Consider the following 23,121-nt stretch of genomic DNA (forward strand, 5'->3'; position numbering starts at 1 on the left):
TCACTAAAAATCAAGGAGATTTTACAATCATATTACAAAAAAATCATCCCCAATAGTGAGGATAATTTTAAACTTATTTAGCTGCTGCATAAAGCTCAGCAACTTTATTCCAGTTAATGATTTCAAAGAAAGCTTTGATGTAGTTTGGACGTACGTTACGGTAGTTTAGGTAGTAAGCATGTTCCCAAACATCAAGTGCCAAGATTGGTTTCTTACCGTCTGAGATAGGAGTGTCTTGGTTAGCAGTTGAAACAACTTCAAGCTTACCTTCAGCGTTAACAACAAGCCATGCCCAACCTGAACCAAAACGAGTTGTTGCTGCCGCTGTGAAAGCTTCTTGGAAGGCTTCAAATGAGCCGAAAGCTTCGTTAATAGCAGCTGCTACTTCTGCAGTTGGTTCTTGTTTTTCAGGAGACAAGAGTTCCCAGAAAAGTGCGTGGTTAAGGTGTCCACCACCATTGTTAATAAGTGCTTGACGGATATCTGCTGGAATTTGTTCCACGTCAGCCAAAAGTGCTTCGAGATCTTCACCAATTTCTGGGTGTTTTTCAAGAGCAGCATTAGCATTTGCTACATAAGTTGCGTGGTGTTTGTCGTGGTGAAGAGTCATTGTTTCAGCATCAATGTATGGTTCCAATGCATCGTAAGCGTAAGGAAGGTCTGGAAGGATAATTGCCATAGTAAAGATCCTCTTTTCATTTTTTCTTCATTTTACCGTAAAGTGGTAGAGATTTCAAAAATTTTGCTTACAAAATCAAAGAAGACTCTAAATCTCTAGCGGTTTGATACGATTTTTAGAAGTGCTAAATCAAACAAGTAATCTTTATCTAAAGTTCCTGTTTTTATCTGGTAATCTGTCTCTACTAAAATCTTAATCGTCATTTTTAAGAATGCTACTGACAAAGGACGGCTATCTCTCAATGCAAAACGAACCTGAAATTGGTTAACTTTACGCCCTAAATAATCTGACAGACTTGAAACAATTTGCTGCTCACTTTTTCCTTGAGCAGATAAGAGTTTAACCTGTAAATAGGTACGAAATTGTCCCAACATCACAGCAATCAACTTAATCTCATCTTCACCCTGAAGCCGTAAATCATGAACCAATTCACGAACACTCTGAATCTGACCTCGCAAAAGTAGTTGCGTCATATCAAAAATATTATCTTGCAAACTTTTCGGAATGGCTTCAGCAATATCTTGCGATGAGATAATTCCTTCCGTTTTATATCCCTTTAGAAAAGCTAAGTTTTTTTGAACATCTGAAAAGTCAAAATTTGACTTAATCAAAAGTTCCTCAAAGACTCCTGTATCAAATGTAAGCCCCTCTTGATGCGCCTGCTTTTGAAAATAGGTTCTAAGTTCTGCATCTTTCAAGGGACTGGCTTCAAGCACCATGGCATCACGCTTGAGAAGTTTGACTAAACGACGCTTTCCATCTAGCTTTCCTGCAGACATCAAGACAAGACGTGTTGTTTCAACAGGAGACTCAAGATAATTTTCAAGGCGCTTCAACTCTTTCTCATCCAGATATGATTTTTTAGCAGTAGTCATATCTGCGAAATGATCAAAAATAACCACCTTCTCATCTGCAAAAAAAGGCATGCTTTCTATATCGAGCTCAGCATCTTGATAATCAGTCTCAGACATATCAAAATAAGAATAGGTTAAGTCACTCGGATCAAAACCAATTTGTTTTAAAAATTTTTCTTTAGCTTGACTATACTGCCCTAAATCCTCGCCCGCTAAGACCGTTATCATGGGGAGCTTTTCTTTGGACAGCTTTTCAATCGTTTCCATAGCAATCATGGTTTTATTATAACAGAATTTTCACCATAACAAAAAGCCCACCACCAAAGTGATGAACTTTACTTTATTAACCAGAGTTACGAAGACCTGTTGCAATACCATTGATAGTAATGTGAATAAGGCTAATTTCGTCATCGGTCAAATCATTGTTACGAAGACGTTTAATCAATTCAATTTGGATGTAGTTCAAGACATTGAAGTATGGCAAACGGAAGTCCAAACTTGCTTTAAGCGATGGACTCTCATCAAGGAAGCCATCATGTTTTTCAATGGCAAGAATAACATCCTTAGTCATCTGCCACTCATCCAAAATAATATTGAAGACACTGCGTACTTCTTCACTCTCTGCCAATTGTGCATAGTGGAAGGCGATATTCATGTCTGATTTTGAAAGCACCATGTCCACGTTTGACAAAAGTGAACGGAAGAATGGCCATGTTTCAAACATATGTTGAAGTTTCTCGAGGTTGCCTTCTTCAGCTTGGATAAAGCGATTAAAGGCAGAACCCACACCATACCAACCTGGGAACATGATACGATTTTGTGACCATGAGAATACCCAAGGAATCGCACGAAGACCAGAAATCTCAGTAATTGTCTTACGAGCCGCTGGACGAGAACCGATATTCAAACTTGAGACTTCTTTAATAGGGCTTGCTTCAAAGAAGTAATCATAGAAATGTTCGTTTCCAAAGACAAGATCACGATAGATAACATTAGAATCATGAACAATACCGTCCATAATTTCACGGAAATCAACCAATTCATCTGGGTCGGCAATTTGACGTGTTACCATACGGTCAAGGGCAGCTGAAACAAGCATTTCAAGATTGTAGTAGGCAGCATCCTTATTACCATATTTATTACCGATAACTTCACCTTGCTCAGTCAAACGGATACGGTCCTTAATGGTACCAAATGGTTGAGACGTAATAGCATCGTATGATGGGCCACCACCACGACCGACAGTACCACCACGGCCATGGAAGAAGGTAATCTTAATGCCACGCTCTTCACCAATCTTAGTCAACTCATTTTGAGCTTTGTAAAGCGTCCAACCTGAAGACAAGTAACCACCATCTTTGTTAGAGTCTGAGTAACCCAACATGATTTCTTGGTAGTTGTTACTATTCTTGATCCAACGTTTAACGATATCATAACCAAGATATTGTTTCATGATATCATTAGAGTTTTCCAAGTCTTCGATAGTTTCAAAAAGTGGAACAATTTGGACACGCGCACGTTCAGTATCAACCAAACCAACTTCTTTAAGAAGGATAGCCAACTCAAACATATCAGAAACGCTCTCAGTGTGAGAAATGATATGTTGTTTGATGACATCTTCACCGATATAGTCTTTCAAGAGACGAGCAGTGCGGAAGATTGCCAATTCTTTTTCAAGTGTTTCAGACTTAGGCACATTAGTTGATGACAAGGTACGAGGATCTTCTTGCAATTCTTTAAGAAGAACAGCAACCTTTTCAACCTCTGTTAATTCACTATAGTTATCAACAATATTTGCAGATTTAAGCAACTCTGCTACACATGCTTCATGAACACTTGAATCTTGACGCATATCGATTGTAGCAAGATAGAAACCAAAGACTTCTACAGCTTGAAGAAGCTCTTCGAAATCACCTGAAATCAAGACAGCATCGTCGTTTTCAAGAAGTGAATTTTTGATTGCCAAAAGATCATCATGGAAGGCATCTGCTGTTTCGTAGAATTCTGTTGTTTGTTGTGAGACAGCTTGAAGACTTTGGCTGAGACGTTGTTGCACGTAATCAGCTACTACTTCACCTGTTGAAGCCGAACCCAGACGAACATTTTCAGAAAGGCGTTTAGCAACTCTTTCCTTGCTGAAGTTCCCTTCTTTAAAGAAAAGAAGTGTTTGAATCAACTTAGACTGGATGTAACTGAAAGCACGACGGTAAGGTTCATTTTCACGATAAACAGATGTATCTGGAGAATGTTTCGCCATCTCTGCTACTGTATCTGAAACCTCAGTCAAGCGTGATGAGAGGGAGAATGAACGGTAAAGATTATCAACTTTTTCGATATAGTAGTTGAGGATAACTTCACTTTGCAATGTTGCAGAAAGTTTAAGAGTTTCTGCTGTTACAAATGGGTTCCCGTCACGGTCACCACCAATCCACATACCCATAGTAATAGGTGTTGGATTGTCAAGTTCAATACCTTTTTCAACCGCTAAACGTTTGAATTCATGTGATAGGTTCGTAATCGCCTTAATCAATGAGGAGTTATAATACTCCATAACGTTAGTGATTTCGTTTTTAACCTTAAGTTTTTTCTCACGAATGATATCTGTTTGCATCATAATTTCTACATAACGACGCAAATCTGCATACCATTTATCCTTGTTAATAAGACCAGCCTTAACATCACGATGCTTACGAAGAAGTTCGTGAATGTGGTTAGTCAATTCAAGCATAGTTTTACGTTGAACCTGAGTTGGGTGGGCTGTCAATACTGGCACGACATTGACATGTTCAAGAATGTCACGTGCATTATCACTTTCAGCGACAACATCAAAGGTTTCAGACAACTTACCTAGATAAGATTCATCAATATTGTTCTTGTGGTTGACTTCATAAGCCAAATCCACGTCCTCAGAGATATTAATCAAGAGAGGTAACAAAGAGAAATAACGTGATGCAACGACCATATCGTCATTCGTCATTTCTGAAATGGCTTGTGTAAGGGCCACATAGTCACCTTCATCATAAAGTTCAACCAAATGTTGGATAGTTGTGAGACCTTGCTCTCCAGCCATGCCTCGTGTTGCATCATCCAACAATTCTTTCAAGATACCAACTTCTTCAGAGATGATTTCCTGGTTGTTACTGCTTTCCAATTTGTTAAAAGCCAAACCGTATTCTCCTTACTTTATGTAGTACCCTTTTATCATATCACTTTTAAAACAAAAGTAAACTATTTTCCTTTAAATCGTCAGTTATTTTGCAATTTTCCGACTTTTCCAAACAATTTTTTAAGCCCATTTCCGAACTTTATTAAAAAAAGACTCTGAAACAGAGTTCAGAATCTTAATTATACTTTTTTTGATAGAATTTGATTTCATCGCCATCTTCAACCTTAAGTTGGTTGGCTGCTTTTTCACCAAGTTTCCCATTAACATCAAACATCCAATAGATGCCCTTATCTTTATCTTGAGAAATACCATCAATCTCAGTGATGAAGCCATCATTTTCTTGAACAGGATATACCTCTTCCAAGACATCAAGCACTGTATCCCCTTTTTGGATTTCTACTGATTTTTTCTTACTTTCCTTTTCCGTTTTCAAAATCAAAGTCACCTGACCTTGAACCTTAGACTGATGATTGTTTGTGCTACTAGTAAGTTTAGCTGCCTCATTTTTTCCACAGGCTGCTAGGGTAACAAGTGATAAGGCAAGAAAGAGATAAGTTAATAATTTTTTCATTTCAAAAACCTCCTAAAAATAGACTGGATGAATGGATAAAATAGAAGCGTCGATACTGCATGATAGGTGTCGTAAAGTAGACCAGAAATAACAAAGGTAATCCCACTTTTAAATAGAAGACCATACCCATAATCAAGGAGAACCCCATAGAAAAAGGACAAAAAAGTTACCAAAGCAATCTGCCAGACAAGTGATAACCTAGGTGCAATCAAACTCCAAAGAGCCATTAAGACGCCGAAGGCCAGAATCTGATTAAAGACCCAGGGACCAAAACCAAAGATGAATCCTGAGATGGCCATGGTTAAAGCCATAATCAATAGACCATCTACCAAACCCAAATAAAGAACAGCCACAAAAAACATAGCTGTAATAGGCTGAATATTTGGCAATCCTATAAATGCTGACCGTAATCCTACTGCCAGAGCTGACAGAATAGCTATCCGAGCCATTCGTTGAATCGTTAGTTTCATATATCTATTATGCCAGAAATAAAGAAATATGACTAGTTTTTAAAAATAAAAACTAAAGATTTCTTGAAATACAGAGTGAGATCATACAAATTGTAGAAAATAATGTTCCTTGTTGCCTCTCCCAAATATCAAACAGTTTGAGCAGGCTGAATATTTGATATAAAAAGTGTACTCTCATTCACTATCCTCTGTCATCTTGATAACACTAAATAATTAAGTTATGTTAATTATAAAAGTTAACTTGACTTAATTATTATTTTAAAGTATATTAAACTTAAGGAGGCAACTAATGATCCAAATCGAAAATATTAATGTGTCTTACCAACAGACATTGGCTCTAGATAATATCACCTTAAACCTAGACGGACCAAGTATCACCGGAATTATTGGTCCTAATGGTGCTGGCAAATCAACCCTAATTAAAGCACTTATTGGTATTATCCCTCACTCCGGGCAATTCCTATTCAATAAACAGCCTATTCGTCAGCAATTAAATCGTCTTTCCTATGTTGCACAAAAGGCGGAAATTGATTTTAACTTTCCAATTACTGTCAAAGAGTGCGTCTCTCTAGGCCTCTATTCCAAAACCAAGTTCTTTAAACGTCTAACTAAAAGAGATTGGTCTAAGGTCACAAAAGCTTTAGCTCTACTCGGTTTAAATGATCTGGCCCATCGCCAGATAAGCCAATTATCAGGGGGCCAATTTCAACGGGTTCTGATTGCTCGTTGTCTTGTACAAGAGGCAGATGTCCTCCTATTAGATGAGCCCTTCGTTGGGATCGATTCTGTTAGTGAAGATATTATCATGAACACCTTGAGGGAACTTAAGAAACAAGGAAAGCTTATTCTCATTGTTCACCATGATTTGAGTAAGGTCCCTCATTATTTTGACCAAGTCATCCTCCTCAATCGTAAATTGATTGCTAGCGGGCCTACTAATCTTATTTTTAATGAGGATAATCTCCGTAAAACCTACGGTAACAGTTTATTTTATAAAGGAGATGCAAATGTTTTCTGAATTTATTGATGGTTTGCTAAATTTCCACTTCTTGCAGAACGCCCTTATAACGGCTTTAGTTATTGGAATTGTCGGGGGGGCTGTTGGTTGTTTTATTATTCTAAGAGGTATGTCACTAATGGGTGATGCGATTTCACATGCGGTTTTACCTGGCGTAGCCATTTCCTTTATCTTAGGTATCAATTTTTTCATAGGAGCCATCGTCTTCGGTCTTTTAGCTTCTACAATAATTACCTATATCAAAAGCAATTCCATTATTAAGAGTGACACAGCAATCGGTATTACCTTTTCAAGCTTTCTAGCTCTTGGCATTATTCTCATAGGTGTCGCAAATAGTTCCACAGATCTCTTTCATATTCTCTTTGGAAATATTCTAGCTGTACAAGACTTGGATATGTGGATAACGATTGCCGTTGCCCTTCTCGTACTAACAACAATAAAAATTTTCTTTCGTCCTCTACTCCTGACATCCTTTGATCCAATCTTAGCTAAGTCTATTGGAGTTAGAGTCACCTTCTACCATTACTTACTTATGGTTATTCTCACCTTGGTTGCTGTGACTGCTATGCAAAGTGTTGGCACTATTCTTATTGTGGCTCTTTTAATCACACCGGCTGCTACCGCCTACTTATATGCTAATAGTCTTAAAACCATGATTCTCCTCTCATCAGTTTTTGGGGCCCTAGCCTCTGTTCTAGGTCTTTTTATAGGCTATAGTTTTAACATTGCGGCCGGTTCAAGCATTGTGTTAACATCTGCCCTTCTCTTTCTCATCAGCTTTTTCATCGTCCCTAAACAGAGTGGCATGAATAAGACTTATCAACAATAAAATAAAAGGATGAAAATAATATGAAAAAAATACTATCTATGAAAAAAATACTATCAACAATGGCACTATTACTTTTAGCGGTAGTTGCTTTAGCAGCGTGTAATAATAAACAAGACAGTAGCAAAGATAAATTACGAGTTGTTACGACTAATTCCATTATTGCCGATATCACCAAAAATATTGCTGGAGATAAAATCACTCTCCACAGTATTGTCCCGGTTGGTAAGGACCCTCACGAATATGAACCTCTTCCTGATGATGTAAAGAAGACGTCACAAGCTGACTTGATTTTTTATAACGGTATCAATTTAGAAACTGGTGGGAATGCCTGGTTTACTAAGTTGGTCAAGAATGCCCATAAGACAGAAAACAAAGATTATTTTGCAGTTAGTGATGGTGTTGAGGTGATTTACCTTGAAGGTCAGTCAGAAAAAGGTAAGGAGGATCCCCACGCTTGGCTTAATCTGGAAAATGGGATTATTTATGCTCAAAATATTGCCAAGCAACTGATTGCTAAGGACCCTAAAAACAAGACCTACTACGAAAAGAATTTAAAATCCTATACTGACAAACTTAGTAAACTGGACCAAGAAGCTAAAGAGACTTTTAACAAGATTCCCGATGAGAAAAAACTGATTGTCACTAGTGAAGGATGCTTCAAATACTTCTCTAAAGCCTATGGCGTACCATCTGCCTACATCTGGGAAATCAATACAGAAGAAGAAGGCACACCAGACCAAATCAAAACACTCGTGGAAAAACTACGTCAAACAAAGGTACCAGCTCTCTTTGTCGAATCTAGTGTCGATGAACGCCCTATGAAAACAGTATCTAAGGATACCAATATTCCTATTTATGCAAAGATCTTTACAGATTCTATTGCTGAAAAAGGGCAAAACGGTGATAGCTACTACAACATGATGAAATATAATCTGGATAAAATCACCCAAGGCTTGAATCAGTAAAAATCTTATCTAAGAAATATTCTGTATTCTTATGATAAATCTGTTATACTAAGGTGAGACTATTTTCAAAGGAAGAGAAATGACACCTAACAAAGAAGACTACCTCAAATGTATCTATGAGATTGGTACTGAAGAAAGCAAAATAAGCAATAAGGAAATCGCAAACCGTATGCAGGTGTCTCCACCTGCTGTGACGGAAATGATTAAGAAATTGATTTCAGAAGACCTCATCATCAAAGACAAAGTCAAGGGCTATCTTCTAACGAAAACTGGTAAAATCAATGTCGCTGAACTCTATCGGAAACATCGCCTCATCGAAGTCTTTTTGGTGGACCACTTGCAATATACTTGTGACCTAATTCATCAAGAGGCTGAAATTTTAGAGCATACTGTCTCTGATCACTTTATCAATGCCCTTGACCGCCTACTCAATTACCCCCAAACCTGTCCACACGGTGGGCAAATCCCCAAGTCAGGTCAGCTCATAGAGGAGATCTACAACCAGACTTTTACACAAGACCTAACTCCTGGAGACTATGTACTTCGTCGAGTTCAGGATCAAATTGATTTACTCCATTATTTGGAAACTGTCGGTCTTAAAATTGGTGTAACTTTTACATTGAAAGGCTTTGACCCTTTTACACAACTCTACCGCCTGAATATTGATGGAAAAGAAATTCAAATTCCAGAAACTGTTGCTAGCAACCTGTATATTGAATCAAACTAAAAAAGCGAGGCTGATAGACACCCTTAGAAGTGTCATCAGTCTCACTTTTTTTACATTTGTTTCAAGCGTTCCACCCGTTCTGAAATTGGTGGGTGCGTATAAAAGAGCTTCTGCAAACCAGATTCCTTTTTAGGATCATTGATATAGAGAGCTGCGCTAGCATCATCCACATGATGTTGCATTGGCGCACTATTATCAAGTTTAAGCAGAGCATTTATCATACCTTGTGGGTTACGTGTCAATTCGACGCTAGAAGCATCAGCTAGAAATTCACGCTGACGTGAAATAGCCAACTGAACCAGGGTAGCTGCCAAAGGCGCAAGAATAATGGCAATCAAGGAAATAATGAGAAGAATAATCTCCAAGCCACTACTTCCATTACGGTCATCATCATTACGACGACGGCCTCCACCCCAGAACATCATATTGCGGGCCATACCAGCTAGCATGGTGATCGCAGATGCCAAGGCTACTGCAATAGTCGAAATACGGATGTCATAGTTACGAATATGGCTGACTTCGTGCCCTATGACCCCTTCAAGTTCCTCACGATTCATAACTGCAAGAAGACCTGTCGTAGCAGCCACAGCAGCATTTTTAGGGCTAGACCCCGTCGCAAAAGCATTCATTGAAGGATCATCGACAATAAAGACACGTGGCATCGGTATTTGTGCCACCATAGCCATATCTTCAACCACATGATATAGGTTGGGAGCTGTTTGTTCATCAACCTCTCGTGCACCATTCATAGCCATAACGACATTTGTTGATTGGAAAATCATGGTAACGGCATAGATAAAACCAATAACTAGAGCAAGAATCAAACCACCGAAGCCTGAACCTAACCAAAGATAGCCGACACCGTAACCAACAAGGCCCAACAAGAGGAAAAAGACCAGGAGCAAAAGCCAAGTCTTTCTCTTATTTCGAGCAATCTGATCAAATAACATATTAGTTACCTAGTCCACTGAAATCAACCTTAGGAACAGCTTTTTCTTCTTCAGGTGTTTCAAGGAATTCAGCAGCCTTAAAGCTAAACATTTTAGCAATAACATTGCTTGGGAATGTTTCCAATTTCACATTGTAGTTACTTGTCACACTATTATAAAGTTGACGTGAATAGGCAATTTTGTTTTCAGTGTTCGTCAACTCTTCTTGAAGTTGGCTGAAGTTTGCACTAGCCTTAAGGTCAGGGTAACTTTCAGCTACCGCAAAGATTCCAGAAACCTGGCGTGTCAATTCATCACTAGCACGCATAGCTTCTGCTGGTGAAGTCGCAGCTGCTACTTGATTACGAAGTTCTGCTACTTTTTCAAGCGTTGAACCTTCGTATTTTGCATATCCCTTAACAGTCTCAATCAAGTTAGGAAGAAGGTCATTACGACGTTTCAATTGAACATCAATTTGACTCCATGCCTCCTTAGTCTGCATACGGCTTTTAACCAAGCCGTTATAACTTGCAATAACAAAAATTACAAGAACAACGATAATGGCAATAGTAATCCAAATCATATTTTTATTCCTTTCTTGTACTGAAAAAGAGTCAATTAACCTCTCTTTCAAGTATCTTTGATAGTCTCAGTATATCAAATTTTCAGATAAAAGTGGTAAAATCTGAGTCGTTTTACAAAAAAGCTGGACATCTTGTCCAGCTTTTGTATTACTCTTTAGACGTGTGTCGTTTACCTTGGGCTAGGGCATCTGCTTCTGTCATTGTAACGACATTTGCTTTGTTGGTATTGCTAGGCATACTGTTGATGTCATACCAATAAACATCTGCTGTACCATGACGCGCCACATAAACTGTTCTACTTTCTTCTTGTGTAGGTTGCACAGGCTCTGGCTCAGAACTTGGTTGCTCAGTCACCTGTGAACTCTCAGAACTAGGCTCAGATGGCGCTTCAGTAAATTCAGTAACCGTATTTGTCGCTGTCCCATCTGCATAATTGATTTCTGCATTTGGTGATTGGTTATCCAAGATAACATGCGTAACTCCCTGACTGTCAAGAGTCTCCTTATCTCCACCAAGTTTAATTTCCAAGAGATTTCCAGAACTATCAATACCAACATACTGAAGTTCTACTTGACGAGGCAACAACTCGTCTCCACTGTAAATAGCTGTTACCTTATAGTCTAACCAATAGTTAGGGTGTAGTGCTAGCCAGTTATCCAAACGATTCTCGTAATAAAGCATACCTGACTGATTACCTTCGTCGGTTCCTTTATAATTTCCAGAATTCAACCAGGCAGTCATAGGTACTAAATTCTTGCCCTCGTCATTGACACCAGAAAACTGATAGCCAATCAAATGCCCTCGATTCATTAACCAAGATTTTGATTTACCGTCACCATAATAAAACTTATAGTTATGCCACCCTACAGGATTATATTTTATTTTACCGGGACGCTTATTCTTCGGCTCGTCCTTATCTTGTAACTGTATATGAGCACTGTGGGCACGTCCTAGCTGGTCCTTCTCCTCCATGACAAACTGCTTTTGACCATTAAAAGCCAAGATACCATTATTCTCATCCGCTTGAACCACTTGAGAACTCACAGCCAAAGATTGTTTGCTAGTATCTAATGAAAATCCGAAACCTAACGTAAATACTAAAACAAGAAGAGCAAATAAACGAATCCTACTATTTCTTTTTTCTTTCATTATCTTAACTCCTTAATTTTTCTTATTACTTTAATTATACAGGACCAAATCAAAGCGGATAATTAAAAATAAAGAATAATTATATTAGGTATCTTAGAGTTTGCTTAAAAACAAAAAAACACCCAATTTAATGGATGTTTCTTACCTATTATTTACCTGCTTTTTTACCTTGTTTTGTAAGATAAACTGTAGATATACTTAGTGCTGCAGCAACTCCGACAAGAAGGAAGACTGTTGTCGTGTTAGACTTACCTTTTTCTTTTGAAGTGCTAGCTTGGCTTTCAGAACTCTTGGCCACCTGTTTTCCCTCAGTTGCTTTATCAATACGAGCGACATTCTTAGGTGTGTCATCCTTCTTGCTTTCCGCCAATTCTGACAAATCATTGCTAATCTCCTTGGCAATACCTTCAGAGCTTGTAAGTGATGCCGCTTCTGAAGCTAATGTTTCAGAGGCCATAACCGCCATAACTTTACTTGCAATCACATCCACAGACTTCTCATTCAAAAGAGAATTAAAGCGAATAGCTTCTGAGGCGAGCTGACTGCTTGTTACAGGGGTTTTTAGGTCATTGTTATAAGCGACCTGACTATTTGGCGCGATGCTGACAACTTCAGATGTACGTGCTGTTGTTGGAGCTTCAGAAACTTTGACATCAACCTGACTTGTTGAACCTTTTTCAATAACTTCTGAAGAAACCTCGCTAATCGGATCCTTTTGTGTACTTTCTGAAGTTGGAGATTTCTCTGGGCTGTCAGAAGTAATTGCTACGTCAACCTGACTAGTAGATGAAGCTACTGAAGTTTCCTCATTCTTTGGTGACTCAGAAGCTGGAGCAGTTGAGCTTGCTTCACTCTTTGGTATTTCTGAAACTGAAGACTCTGAGATCACTTCACTAGTTGATACTTCAGAAACTGGAGTGCTTGAACTTGCCTCACTCTTTGGTGTTTCTGATGCTGATGTCTCGGATACCACTTCACTGTTTGATGCTTCTGAAACTGGGGTGCTTGAACCTGCTTCACTCTTTGGTGTTTCTGATGCTGAAGCCTCAGAGATTACCTCACTGTTAGATGCTTCGGAAACTGGAGCGCTTGAGGTTTCTTCACTATTCGGTGTTTCTGATGCTAAGGTCTCGGAAATTACTTCACTGTTAGATACTTCAGAAACTGGAGTGCTTGAACTTTCCTCACTTTTTGGTATTTCTGATGCTGAGGTCTCAGAGATTACCTCACTAGTCGATTCTTCAGAAACTGGAGCGCTTGAACTTTCCTCACTCTTTGGTGTTTCTGATGCTGAAGTCTCCGAAGCCACTTCACTGTTAGAAGTCTCGGAAACTGGGGATGATGAACTTACCTCACTCTTCGGTGTTTCTGATGCTGAGGTCTCGGAAATTACTTCACTAGTTGATGCTTCGGAAACCGGAGTGCTTGAACCTGCTTCACTCTTTGGTGTTTCTGATGCCGAAGTTTCAGAAACTACTTCACTAGTTGATGCTTCAGAAACTGGAGTGCTTGAACTTTCTTCACTCTTTGGTGTTTCTGATGCTGATGTCTCAGAAACTACTTCACTTGTTGATGCTTCAGAAACTGGCGCAGTTGAACCCGCTTCACTCTTTGGTGTTTCTGAAACTGAAGTCTCTGAGACTGGATTATTGACAGGTTTTGGTGCTGGTTTTGTTGGAGAAACTGCTGAGACAGCCCCAACAATCGTCGCCTTATTGTCAATCGTATTATTAGATAAACGGATTTCTCCATTACCATTGTCACCCATCTCAAAGTTTTTGGTAATCACTGGATCAGCCAAGGTATTCAATAGTTTATTATCGTAGACATCGACATTCTTGATTGTTCCACGAACTTGTTGGAAATCAATGGCACCACGATGGAGGTTATAGAGGTCATTAATTGTCCCTGAACGTAGAATGGTATTGTCATGAATCTTAATTCCAGAATCATTGAGGTCAAAATTGTGACCTGCAAAGACAGTGTTTACACGGATACCTGCTCCAGCAAAGACATCCTTGATGAGGTTTCCTGAAATTTCATGCCCCTTACCACCAAAAATACCGATACCAGCCGCACGCCAGCCTGATTCAATGGTGTTGTTAAGGAATTTATTATTTTCCTCAGCTGCTGCATTTGTCCCATTTGAAATACTTGACCAGATAGCTAAACCATCATCACCATTCCCACGGATATTAGAGTTTTTAACTGTTGAATTCTTGGTCCCTTGGGCAAAGTTAATACCATCAGCCAAGTTATTACGGATACGAGCATTTTCAACGACAAGACCATCCGTATACTTCATATTCCCCGTCTGGTCGTAGTCTCCAATCCACATACCGACTTCGAAATGCTGAACCCAGATATCGTGAATTTTCGAATCCTTGCCAAGTGTTCCCGAGATAGCCTTGTATTGTGCATCCTCGTTATAACGAGACGTCAAGTTGGAATCCATGTAAAGATTGCTCAACTCAATGCCATTACTATTATGACCGAAGACAATACCACCACCATAGCGTTTGTCACTTGTAAAGTGTAATTGTGTATGCCAAACACCGGCACCTGAGATTTTTAGATTATCAGCTTCGATATTAACTTGTTTATCAAAATTGAAACGTCCTTCTGGAATATAGACAGATTTTCCGCTGGCTTTAGCTTCTTCCACAGCCGCAAGTAGGGCAGCAGTGTCATCACTATCATCATTGGCAGAGGCACCCTTATCCACGATACTGATACTATTTTCACCTTGGGCAACAGGCGCTGGAGCCTGTTCAAGCTCAATAAAGTCAATACCGTAAGGGACATTGTCATCTTTCTTCTTAACTAGAGAAATCTTATCTCCAGATTTCAATTGGATATCCTTTAGGAGAAGACGTGTCTCATCAAAACGAAAACGTGCACTTGAACCATCAATGGCTTGATCATACTCATGGTCCCCTTTAAGGTACTGCCATGCTGAGTGAGATGACAAATCAAGATTACCAACGCTTGAACCATTGACCTGCACATCCAACTGACCTGATGCACCATCAGGTATTGTATAACGGACATTCAAAGCATTGGCTGGCTCAGTGACATTGAAAGTAACTGCCGCATCCTTTTTAGGAAGCTCAACATAAGTTTGGTTAGTCGCTTCCACAGCCGTAGATTCCATGTCCGTTGACTGCTGGATTGTAGCACCATTTTCAACACTTGCATTTTCTGCCTCATGAGTCGTATAAGGTATTTTTGCACCGTAACCTTCTGTGCTGTACTCCTTGCCTTGACCTTGGTCCTCAGTCGCATTGGTTAAGACATTTGCTAAAGTTTCTTGATTTTGTGAGTTGCTTGCCTCAACCAATTGATCAATGGTCGGAATCTGTTCAGCTGCTTGAACAGTGGTAACCTGTGGCTGAGCTGGCATAATATTGGCAGGCTGTGACGCTTGTACTGACTCAACTGATGCTGGTTCTGAAGTCGCCAATTGTGCCGTTGAAGCTGTTTGAGGTGTCTGTGCCTGATTTGAGGCATCAGTTAAACCACTAATCGATTGTGCCTCATCAGCCTGAGCTGCTTGCCCATTAGCAAGAGCCATAAAGCCAATCAAAGCTGATGCTGCGCCAATAGAATATTTACGGATGCTGTACTTTGGTTTCGTTTTTCTTTCTTTAAACAAGTCTATTCTCCTGATACTTTTTTTCACAATCTCTCTATCTTAGGACCAAGCCGTCCTTTGAAAGAAAATAAAGATTCCCTCATATTAAAGATTATTAATAATGCTGTTGTTTTTCTTATTAAAAACAAACCAAAGTAAATTATAAGGGATGAAAAAGTAAAAAAAAAGGCTAGGCTATCCATTTTAACAAGGCCTTAACAAAATTGTCATATTAGAAAGTTCAGTCATTCACGTCTAAATTATAGTCTAAAAATGTCGCACAAAAAGGTGATTTCTTTCACGTGTAAGAAAGAAAAAACTCTAAATTTCCATAAAGGCTTATTTAGCAAGAGTTATCAGGCAAAACAATCAAAATGTTTTAAATTTGTTTTCTCAGATTGCTGTCAAACGTTTGACAGTCTTTTTTAATTTTACGCTTCAAAGTATTATTTTCCGAATGTTTTAGTATTACAAATGTTAAACACCCAAAAATAAAAAAAGAGACAATAATCTGTCTCTGATTTTTCAAAAAAATAACTAACCTAACTAGATTTTACGATAACAATCCCTCTAATTCTTCAAGCGATAGACCAGTCACATCTGAGACAACTTCTAGAGATAGACCTTTTGAGAGCATCTTACGAATCATTTCTAGTTGTCCCTCATAACGACCTCGCTCTAGTCCCTGCTCTAACCCTTTCTCTATGCCTTCTTCACGCGCTTCATCAATTGCTGTTTCCATGGTCATGTCGTAATTTTCTTGAATACGTACGCGTTCATCAATCATCGCCTTTTCCTCCTATCGGTTGGCTCTTACGATAACAATCCCTCTAATTCTTCAAGCGACAGACCAGTCACATCTGATACCACTTCTAGAGATAAGCCTTTTGAGAGCATCTTATGAATCAACTCTAAACGCTCCTCATGACGACCTCGTTCCAACCCTTGTTTAAGTCCACGCTCTAGTCCCTGCTCTAACCCTTTCTCTATGCCTTCTTCATGCGCTTCATCAATTGCTGTTTCCATGGTCATGTCATAATTTTCTTGAATACGTATGCGTTCATCAATCATCGCCTTTTCCTCCTGTGTCCAGCTGGATGAATCCAGTAATGAATCGGCATGCGTGACCGCTCGGCTAGGTGCCTTAGAAAATGGGAGATTTCCAAAGAACTCTAGCCACTGCCGCCCTTCATCCCTGATATGCTTATCTTTATTATACTTATCCAACTCTAAAAAGGCAATCTGAAGAAGGTTCTGCTGTTTCCCATCCTTATAGAAAGAATGCAGAGGCTTGCCCGTCCGACTATTGGCCATCCAATAAGTATTAATCGGGGACTCCTCATCTGGCAACAAGGTCTTCTCCAAGATCGCAATACCATAGACCGGCTCCATCTGCTCATACATCTTATGCGTCTGCCCTTGTTGGCGTAATTGTTGCACATTTTCTACCAGCTGGTTAGCCAAATAATAATGAAAACGATTGAGAAAATAATGCTGCTTACGCACCTGAATCTCAATGATAACCTCGGTTCCATCATTCAACTTGGCTCGAACATCCACCGAGGTTGAAAAGAGCTCATCCTCATCAAAGTCCTTCTTGTGAAGCTGTGTTCCCTCCAAAATCTGAGCATCCACAACATCTAAATCCAAAATATCTCGAATAAATGCCACCGTCACCTCAGGCAGGCTAAAAATCTTCTTAGCCATAATATCCAAGGTCGGTGAGACATGCTTGTGTCTTTTTTCCATCTACTTCTCCTTAGTAAAAAATAGAGGGTTGTCCCCTCTACTTCTATTATTCGGAAAAAGTAAATGAAAGCTTGCAACTACCCCTTAAATGCTTCCACAAAGGCCTTGAGTTCTTCGTCTGCTTCTGGTGTTGTTCCATGAAGCTGGCCAAGCATGTCAAGAAGGGACGCTGTCTGGGTCTCAATCGTCGCATTAGTCTCATTAATCTTAGCCACAATCTCGGTCAAGGGCTCAACTTCTTCTTCCTCAAAGGTATCCACATAACGAGGAATATTAAGGTTGTAGTCATTTTCCACAATCTCTTCAAAGCTTGCCAGATGGGCGAACTTGTCCATATCCTCACGGCTCTTATAAGCATCAAGAATCTTCTCAATATGAGCATCCGTCATGATGTTCTGATTTTTCCCCTTATCAAACTCCTTAGAGGCATCGATAAAGTAAACATCACGATTGGTACGGTTCTTTTTGAGAATGATAACCGTCGTCGGAATACTGGTGTTAAAGAAAATATTAGCAGGCAGACCGATAACCGTATCAATAGCACCTTCTTCCAATAAAGCTTTACGAATAGTCCCTTCGGCATTACCACGGAAGAGCACCCCATGAGGTAGGACGATGGCCATAACACCATTGTCTTGTTTCAAGTGATAGTAACCATGCAAGAGGAAGGCAAAATCAGCCTTAGACTTAGGTGCCAGTTTCCCAAATGGTGAGAAACGAGGATCATCCATGAAACCTGAGCTAGCAGACCACTTGGCTGAATAAGGTGGGTTCATGAGAACACCATCAAAGTTAGTCGGCTCTTGGGTTGGCCAATCCTCATCCAAGGTATCAGCGTTGTGTAAAAACTGGTTTTCAATCGGCACACCATGCAGAATCATGTTCATACGTGCCAGGTTATAAGTTGAGGTATTCAACTCTTGACCAAAGTAAACCACTGTCTGTGGTTGGCGTGAATAGCGTTTGGCGTTAAGCAAGAGCGAGCCTGACCCCATAGTCGCATCATAAAGGGTAAAGCCTTGCTTGTCCTCACGACCTAAAAAGGCAATCTGAGTCATGAGCTTGGCAACAGGTTGCGGTGTATAGAACTCACCAGCTTTTTTACCTGAATCCGTCGCAAACTGACCAATCAAGTACTCGTAAGCATCACCAAGCATGTCACCAGCATGACCTGCCACATCTAGGACAGACAACTCTTTCATCACAGCCGCAACCGTTTGGTTTTGCTTTTGAGTAGTCGCCCCAAGTTTCTTAGAGTAGAGGTCAATATCTTCAAAAAGATTTTCATAAAGCTCGTCACTCTGCTCAATATCACGGAAGCCCTGGGCCAAGTCCTCTAGCTGGAAGCTTCCATCATTCACTCGCTCTACCAAGGCCGTAAAGGTCAAGTCAGGATGAATGGCATAGCTCATCTCATCAGTGATGACTGCCAAGAGGTCTTCGTGAGTCTCCTCGTCCTCATAGTATTTACGATAGACCGCTAGTGCCTCTTCCAAGCTTTCTGTCTCCTCCTCCATGGTCTCTGCCACGAAAAAGAGCATCTTGTCCGACAAATACTTGTAAAAGACCATGCCCAAGAGATAAGACTTGTAGTCATTGGCATCCATCTTAGAGCGGAGCACATCCGCTGAGTTCCACAGGGCTTGATAAAGCGACTGGGAGGTTTGTGTTGTTTCTGACATAATGTTTCTTTCTTTGTATTTTTAAATGTTATCCTATTAGTTCTAATAGCCAATCACGTTTGTTTCCACTTCCTTGATGACCTCATCTGAAATCTCAGAAATAGGAAGTTGGTAAATAGTGTTTTGACGTGGGTTAAAAATGCCTAGTTTTTCAATGGTTTGAAACTCTGGATGAATCGAACGCCTACCCATGAGATAGTAAATCAGTAGCTGCAAGGTATGGTCCTTATTAGGCTTGCTGGTGCTGACTTTAAAGTCCCAAAGGGGTATCTTTAGTCAAGAAATCCCCATCACCAGTCGTTATGGTAGCCGTATAAGCCCCTTCCATGGTAAAACCATCCGCAGTCACAGGACAAAAGGCCTTGAAAAAGCTCAAACTACGCTCAACCATGATACGAATATTAGCAATAGTCGCCTGATCTGGGACAATCCCCTCCACTGGGCGATAAGCCAGAGGATCAGCACGAAAGGCACTATCAAAACCTGCCAACTGACAGGCCCTAGTAATCGACAAATCGTCCATCCCCTTAACATCATCCAGAAGACCAAAAGCCTTGGCCTCCATCCTCATGGCCCTAGCACCAAGCAAGGAAATCTCAAAAGCCTCCTCAACAATTGTCCCATCCATGAGATAGTCCACAGCAGTCCCAACCAAACTAGCCCCAATAGACTCCTCAGGATTAAGAACCTGACCATCATCAAGCATCGTCACTGTAAAAGCCTTAACAGGCAGATAACCACCACGAGGCTGCTTAATCTGTTTAATACGTTGTGTTACTGAAACCATGTGTGTCCTCTTTGAAAATACCTTAGCTTAAATTTCGTATCTTTCGTCTACTATCACTGTAAAACTAAAACTTTCGTTACTAATCAGTCGAGTAAATAGACAATCCTTTTTTACTTTTTAGATGAACATCGCTTGCAAAAGTTCTTCTTCATAAATTAAGTCATTAGCGTATCATTACAGAGGTTACGATTCAAATTTTTGTTGAATTTTTTCTATTTTCTCTCTAGTTGAACCTTCATTAATACTACCAAGTTTTTCAATCAGATACTGGTAAAACTTTTTAATATCTTGATCATTTAAAATATGCCATACCTGTGTATTTTCCAGTGCAATTTCTAAAAGATCTTCTATTTCTTCTGGTTTCCAACTAGTGTATTTTGATAATTTTTCAATAATAGCATGAGTACTCTTAAAACTACCACTACCTTCTAAAGAGTTGATTAAATCTATCTTCTCCTGCTCTTCTTTTGGTTTTTCCTGCTTGATAGCTTCTTTTTGATTAATATACTTTTTCTCATACAGTTTTTCGTTGTATACAGTTTTATCAATAATCAATTTGACTAATTCATCAAGCTCACTTCCTTCCGAATAATCCGCAGGGGCAAAATAAGAAATGCGATTATCCCTCATCATCTTATAGACTTTATTTTTCGCCTTCACTTCATCTTTTTCATCTGGATTAAAAACACCTATAGAATATCCACCTTGAGAGTTTACTAATTTCATACAAGGAATATCCGTGTCGCTGTCTCCAAGATAAACCATATTTCGAAAAGGAACTCTGATTTCATCCGGAGCAAAAGAATCATTAACAGCATCATCGTTTACATCAAGTACGCCCTTTGAAATACGGAAAAGGAACTGTGTCTTGTTAGTATAATTAACTACTTGAGCTGGCCAAACAGCTACCCCATCTTCATCAAAATAGAAAGATGTCGCATACAGTTCTTTAAACTCTTTCGCAATTGGTGTTCCTTCTATCATCTCTTTCAAACCAGAAGAAATAATATAGTGCTCGATAATAATGCCTTTTTCTGCTCCATAATCTCTAATACGCTTAAACCAATCCTTAACACCTCGAAATAATGCCACTTTAGATCCATAGTCCGCAAGTTTTTCTTTTGTAAAAACAATTTGCCCACGTGCTTTTTTCTTCATTGTATACATATAAGCAATGTTTTTATCCATATTATTTGCTGCGGCACGATTATTTGACTCTCTCCAGAAATCTCCAATTACATCACTTCCTTCTGGTTGTACTGTTTGGATATAGCCCTGAGCTTGCATATCATCTGGAGATAGAGTCTTATCAAAATCATAGCAAAGTGCAATAACTGGTCTATCTGTTTTCTTTTCACGTTTAAAAGTTGTATCTGGCATAGTTAATTCACCTTTCAGTTAAATAAACATATCCTGCAAAAGTTTCTTTTTGAGTGTTTCGAGCTGAGAAATTTTTTCTTGATGAGAGTTGATGAGGTTATCGAGGTTTGAGAAATAGATGCCGATGGCTTGTTGTTCTTTTACTGTCGGTACTGCAAGCTTATAAGTAATAAGATTTTTATAGTACAACCGAACACGTGTACCACCCAATTTTTGCATAGTTGAAAATCTTAAAAATAACCTAGAGTTATTCAAATGATAAAGTAGAAAATCGATATCAGAATTATCATTATTAATAAAAACAGGATATTCTTTAGAAACCAAAACATCAGTTTCAAAATTATTCTTATTAAACTTAAAAATAGAATCATCTGACATATGACGATATGTGACATAGCCAATTGGAACTCTATGAAAATCAAGTGTCAAATCTATTCCTGTTCTTCCACCTTCAAAATAATCATTCTGTAAATAAAGACCTTTTCTAGAAGATGTTGCAATAGGAAAACCTGAAGTACCTGATATTACCTCGTCAAAATTTTCAATCAATGTTCCTAAGTTAACTACTTCCCACTCTCCTTCAAATCCATCTAAACGAATCTCAGGAATTGTCTGTCCGGCTTGGGGAAACATCTTAGAGAGCATGGCTGCCTTGAGTGATTGGTAGTTAACAAGATTATCCTTGTAGCTAGTCAGAAGCTCGTCGAGAGTACGAAAAAGAGAGCCGATGGCAGATTGTTCGTCATTAGAAGTAGGAATACTAAATTCTGTCTGTGAAACTGTCTTCCAATCAGAACGTGGCATCTTTGTTCCAGATGTATCATTTGCGACTCTTTGAAATTTTGGCGATTGTACTAATGAAAATAAAAATTTTGAATCACAATTTCTTGCCTGCAATACCCAAAAATCTCCTAATGCAATACCATTAAAATTAGGGTGTAGCCAATTTTTTAAATATGGACGTAACTTCCCATACAAAATATCATTTGTTTCAAACACTATTCCTTTCCGGCAATCAATATTTTTATTTAAATCTTTGCTCAATCTCCCTTCTCCAGAAATTATATCTTGATATTCAATTCTTGGTAAATCAGGGTTGTCAGAACTTTTAGTTCTCCTTTTTGCTATCTCTTCAAATGTATTTCTTACCCATGAATTTTTATTCTTTAAGAACCTAATTTTTGGTTTCTCCATCCCTATCCTGCTTTCTTACTATTTTAAATTTTAAATTAGATACATTATATTCTTGTTTTAGTATTTTTTCTGCCATTTTCTCTGGAGAAACTAACCTAAATGTAGTTTCTGTTATATACTTCGTTAAATAAGCCCTTAATTCATCACATTGTTCAGTTAATTTAGATTTTTCCAGAAAGTCTTCAGCGACTTCTTTATATTCTTCAAAATTCTCCACTTTACTTATTCTCTTATGATAGTCCACAAAAATTGAAACTTCCTTACGAACTTCTTCTTTTAATCTAGAGAGTTCAACATCATCTTGTATAACCAAGGTCAGTAATAACATATCTCTTAATTTTATAATTGAATTGTATTTAGGAAGCAGATAATCCCCGTACAATAAATTAAAATATTTTTTAAAATCGATATCTTCATCTGAATTTATATCATTAGGAAATCTCTTCAGTAATTCAAATACTGCATCTACAAATAGATTTTTTGCACTTCTTAAATCACTTAATATCTCATACGAATGCTCGGCTCGTTCAATAGTATATTGTAAAAATATACGTTCCCTTTCGTTTTCCTCTTGTTTTTCAAAAAATTCTCGTTGTAACTCATGTTCATTATTTAACTGTTTAAGTTGCTGTTTATTTTGTAGTCTTGCAACGTATACAGCAACTCCTGCACCTAAAAGAGCTCCAATCATTGAACTAATGAACTGAGAGTTGAAAAATGTGATTATAGTATCCATTTATTATCATTTCCCTTA

18 protein-coding genes and 2 pseudogenes are annotated in these 23,121 nt (G+C 38.8%); 4 read left to right on the forward strand and 16 right to left on the reverse strand.

The features are described 5' to 3' along the window. Positions 1–73: 73 nt before the first annotated feature. From sodA to NSQ79_RS06400, 5 genes are all read right to left on the reverse strand, one after another. Positions 74–679 carry a superoxide dismutase SodA gene (gene sodA, locus NSQ79_RS06380; protein ID WP_004182735.1) on the reverse strand — a complete coding sequence of 202 codons (606 nt, stop codon included), beginning with the start codon at positions 677–679 and terminating at the stop codon, positions 74–76. 95 nt (positions 680–774) lie between these two features. Then, positions 775–1,809, reverse strand: coding sequence for a DNA polymerase III subunit delta (gene holA / locus NSQ79_RS06385; RefSeq protein WP_004182736.1), 1,035 nt, complete (start codon positions 1,807–1,809; stop codon positions 775–777). 67 nt (positions 1,810–1,876) lie between these two features. Then, positions 1,877–4,699 carry a phosphoenolpyruvate carboxylase gene (ppc, locus tag NSQ79_RS06390; RefSeq protein ID WP_004182737.1) on the reverse strand — a complete coding sequence of 941 codons (2,823 nt, stop codon included), beginning with the start codon at positions 4,697–4,699 and terminating at the stop codon, positions 1,877–1,879. 175 nt (positions 4,700–4,874) lie between these two features. Further along, a complete protein-coding gene (locus tag NSQ79_RS06395) occupies positions 4,875–5,270 on the reverse strand; it encodes a DUF4430 domain-containing protein (protein WP_004182738.1) in 396 nt (131 codons plus the stop codon). Beyond that, positions 5,267–5,740, reverse strand: coding sequence for a membrane protein (locus tag NSQ79_RS06400; RefSeq protein WP_037605591.1), 474 nt, complete (start codon positions 5,738–5,740; stop codon positions 5,267–5,269). The genes NSQ79_RS06395 and NSQ79_RS06400 overlap by 4 nt, the downstream gene beginning before the upstream one ends. Positions 5,741–6,029: 289 nt before the next feature. Between NSQ79_RS06400 and NSQ79_RS06405 the strand changes: the two genes are divergently transcribed. From NSQ79_RS06405 to NSQ79_RS06420, 4 genes are all read left to right on the forward strand, one after another. After that, the gene (locus tag NSQ79_RS06405) at positions 6,030–6,758 is read left to right on the forward strand and encodes a metal ABC transporter ATP-binding protein (RefSeq protein ID WP_013990797.1); all 729 of its coding nucleotides are present in this window, start codon (positions 6,030–6,032) and stop codon (positions 6,756–6,758) included. Next, positions 6,748–7,587: a metal ABC transporter permease gene (locus NSQ79_RS06410; RefSeq protein WP_004182741.1), complete on the forward strand. Its 840-nt coding sequence runs from the start codon at positions 6,748–6,750 to the stop codon at positions 7,585–7,587. Before NSQ79_RS06405 ends, NSQ79_RS06410 begins: the two co-directional genes overlap by 11 nt. Before the next feature lie 38 nt (positions 7,588–7,625). Continuing rightward, positions 7,626–8,552, forward strand: a complete 927-nt coding sequence (locus tag NSQ79_RS06415) for a metal ABC transporter substrate-binding protein (RefSeq protein WP_164332222.1) — start codon at positions 7,626–7,628, stop codon at positions 8,550–8,552. Between the two features lie 79 nt (positions 8,553–8,631). Next, positions 8,632–9,279 (forward strand): metal-dependent transcriptional regulator, encoded by a 648-nt coding sequence (locus NSQ79_RS06420; protein WP_164332221.1) that lies wholly within the window; start codon positions 8,632–8,634, stop codon positions 9,277–9,279. 50 nt (positions 9,280–9,329) lie between these two features. On the opposite strand, the gene htpX is transcribed toward NSQ79_RS06420, so the two are convergent. The 11 genes and pseudogenes from htpX to NSQ79_RS06475 form a co-directional block, all read right to left on the reverse strand. Next, entirely contained in the window at positions 9,330–10,229 is a 900-nt protein-coding gene (htpX, locus tag NSQ79_RS06425) for a zinc metalloprotease HtpX (protein WP_118185988.1), read from the reverse strand. Between the two features lies 1 nt (position 10,230). Continuing rightward, a complete protein-coding gene (locus tag NSQ79_RS06430) occupies positions 10,231–10,791 on the reverse strand; it encodes a LemA family protein (RefSeq protein ID WP_164332220.1) in 561 nt (186 codons plus the stop codon). 148 nt (positions 10,792–10,939) lie between these two features. Beyond that, positions 10,940–11,941 carry a DNA/RNA non-specific endonuclease gene (locus NSQ79_RS06435; RefSeq protein ID WP_049528716.1) on the reverse strand — a complete coding sequence of 334 codons (1,002 nt, stop codon included), beginning with the start codon at positions 11,939–11,941 and terminating at the stop codon, positions 10,940–10,942. Positions 11,942–12,089: 148 nt separating this feature from the next. Then, positions 12,090–15,596: a YSIRK-type signal peptide-containing protein gene (locus NSQ79_RS06440; protein WP_164332219.1), complete on the reverse strand. Its 3,507-nt coding sequence runs from the start codon at positions 15,594–15,596 to the stop codon at positions 12,090–12,092. A gap of 532 nt (positions 15,597–16,128) precedes the next feature. Continuing rightward, positions 16,129–16,374, reverse strand: a pseudogene (locus tag NSQ79_RS06445) (hypothetical protein); the annotation flags it as partial. A gap of 14 nt (positions 16,375–16,388) precedes the next feature. Continuing rightward, positions 16,389–17,324, reverse strand: coding sequence for an Rpn family recombination-promoting nuclease/putative transposase (locus NSQ79_RS06450; RefSeq protein WP_164332218.1), 936 nt, complete (start codon positions 17,322–17,324; stop codon positions 16,389–16,391). Between the two features lie 77 nt (positions 17,325–17,401). Continuing rightward, a complete protein-coding gene (locus tag NSQ79_RS06455; RefSeq protein ID WP_164332217.1) occupies positions 17,402–19,006 on the reverse strand; it encodes a type I restriction-modification system subunit M in 1,605 nt (534 codons plus the stop codon). Positions 19,007–19,048: 42 nt separating this feature from the next. Next, positions 19,049–19,793 (reverse strand): annotated as a pseudogene (locus tag NSQ79_RS06460) (hypothetical protein). 183 nt (positions 19,794–19,976) lie between these two features. Further along, positions 19,977–21,173, reverse strand: a complete 1,197-nt coding sequence (locus NSQ79_RS06465; RefSeq protein ID WP_164332216.1) for an HAD family hydrolase — start codon at positions 21,171–21,173, stop codon at positions 19,977–19,979. Positions 21,174–21,191: 18 nt separating this feature from the next. Further along, a complete protein-coding gene (locus NSQ79_RS06470) occupies positions 21,192–22,367 on the reverse strand; it encodes a restriction endonuclease subunit S (RefSeq protein ID WP_164332215.1) in 1,176 nt (391 codons plus the stop codon). Further along, positions 22,348–23,103, reverse strand: coding sequence for a hypothetical protein (locus NSQ79_RS06475; protein WP_164332214.1), 756 nt, complete (start codon positions 23,101–23,103; stop codon positions 22,348–22,350). The genes NSQ79_RS06470 and NSQ79_RS06475 overlap by 20 nt, the downstream gene beginning before the upstream one ends. Positions 23,104–23,121 lie beyond the last annotated feature (18 nt).

The organism is Streptococcus sp. FSL W7-1342, assembly GCF_037966635.1.
GTDB classification, from domain to species: Bacteria; Bacillota; Bacilli; order Lactobacillales; family Streptococcaceae; genus Streptococcus; species Streptococcus salivarius_D.

Bases quoted from the DNA above. Each gene is read 5' to 3' on its own strand.
- NSQ79_RS06395 (WP_004182738.1), bottom strand. From the start codon at position 5,270: ATGAAAAAATTATTAACTTATCTCTTTCTTGCCTTATCACTTGTTACC.
- NSQ79_RS06410 (WP_004182741.1), top strand. From the start codon at position 6,748: ATGTTTTCTGAATTTATTGATGGTTTGCTAAATTTCCACTTCTTGCAG.
- NSQ79_RS06400 (WP_037605591.1), bottom strand. From the start codon at position 5,740: ATGAAACTAACGATTCAACGAATGGCTCGGATAGCTATTCTGTCAGCT.
- NSQ79_RS06405 (WP_013990797.1), top strand. From the start codon at position 6,030: ATGATCCAAATCGAAAATATTAATGTGTCTTACCAACAGACATTGGCT.
- NSQ79_RS06415 (WP_164332222.1), top strand. From the start codon at position 7,626: ATGAAAAAAATACTATCAACAATGGCACTATTACTTTTAGCGGTAGTT.
- NSQ79_RS06450 (WP_164332218.1), bottom strand. From the start codon at position 17,324: ATGGAAAAAAGACACAAGCATGTCTCACCGACCTTGGATATTATGGCT.
- NSQ79_RS06420 (WP_164332221.1), top strand. From the start codon at position 8,632: ATGACACCTAACAAAGAAGACTACCTCAAATGTATCTATGAGATTGGT.
- sodA (WP_004182735.1), bottom strand. From the start codon at position 679: ATGGCAATTATCCTTCCAGACCTTCCTTACGCTTACGATGCATTGGAA.
- NSQ79_RS06470 (WP_164332215.1), bottom strand. From the start codon at position 22,367: ATGGAGAAACCAAAAATTAGGTTCTTAAAGAATAAAAATTCATGGGTA.
- NSQ79_RS06465 (WP_164332216.1), bottom strand. From the start codon at position 21,173: ATGCCAGATACAACTTTTAAACGTGAAAAGAAAACAGATAGACCAGTT.
- htpX (WP_118185988.1), bottom strand. From the start codon at position 10,229: ATGTTATTTGATCAGATTGCTCGAAATAAGAGAAAGACTTGGCTTTTG.
- NSQ79_RS06455 (WP_164332217.1), bottom strand. From the start codon at position 19,006: ATGTCAGAAACAACACAAACCTCCCAGTCGCTTTATCAAGCCCTGTGG.
- NSQ79_RS06430 (WP_164332220.1), bottom strand. From the start codon at position 10,791: ATGATTTGGATTACTATTGCCATTATCGTTGTTCTTGTAATTTTTGTT.
- NSQ79_RS06475 (WP_164332214.1), bottom strand. From the start codon at position 23,103: ATGGATACTATAATCACATTTTTCAACTCTCAGTTCATTAGTTCAATG.
- holA (WP_004182736.1), bottom strand. From the start codon at position 1,809: ATGATTGCTATGGAAACGATTGAAAAGCTGTCCAAAGAAAAGCTCCCC.
- NSQ79_RS06435 (WP_049528716.1), bottom strand. From the start codon at position 11,941: ATGAAAGAAAAAAGAAATAGTAGGATTCGTTTATTTGCTCTTCTTGTT.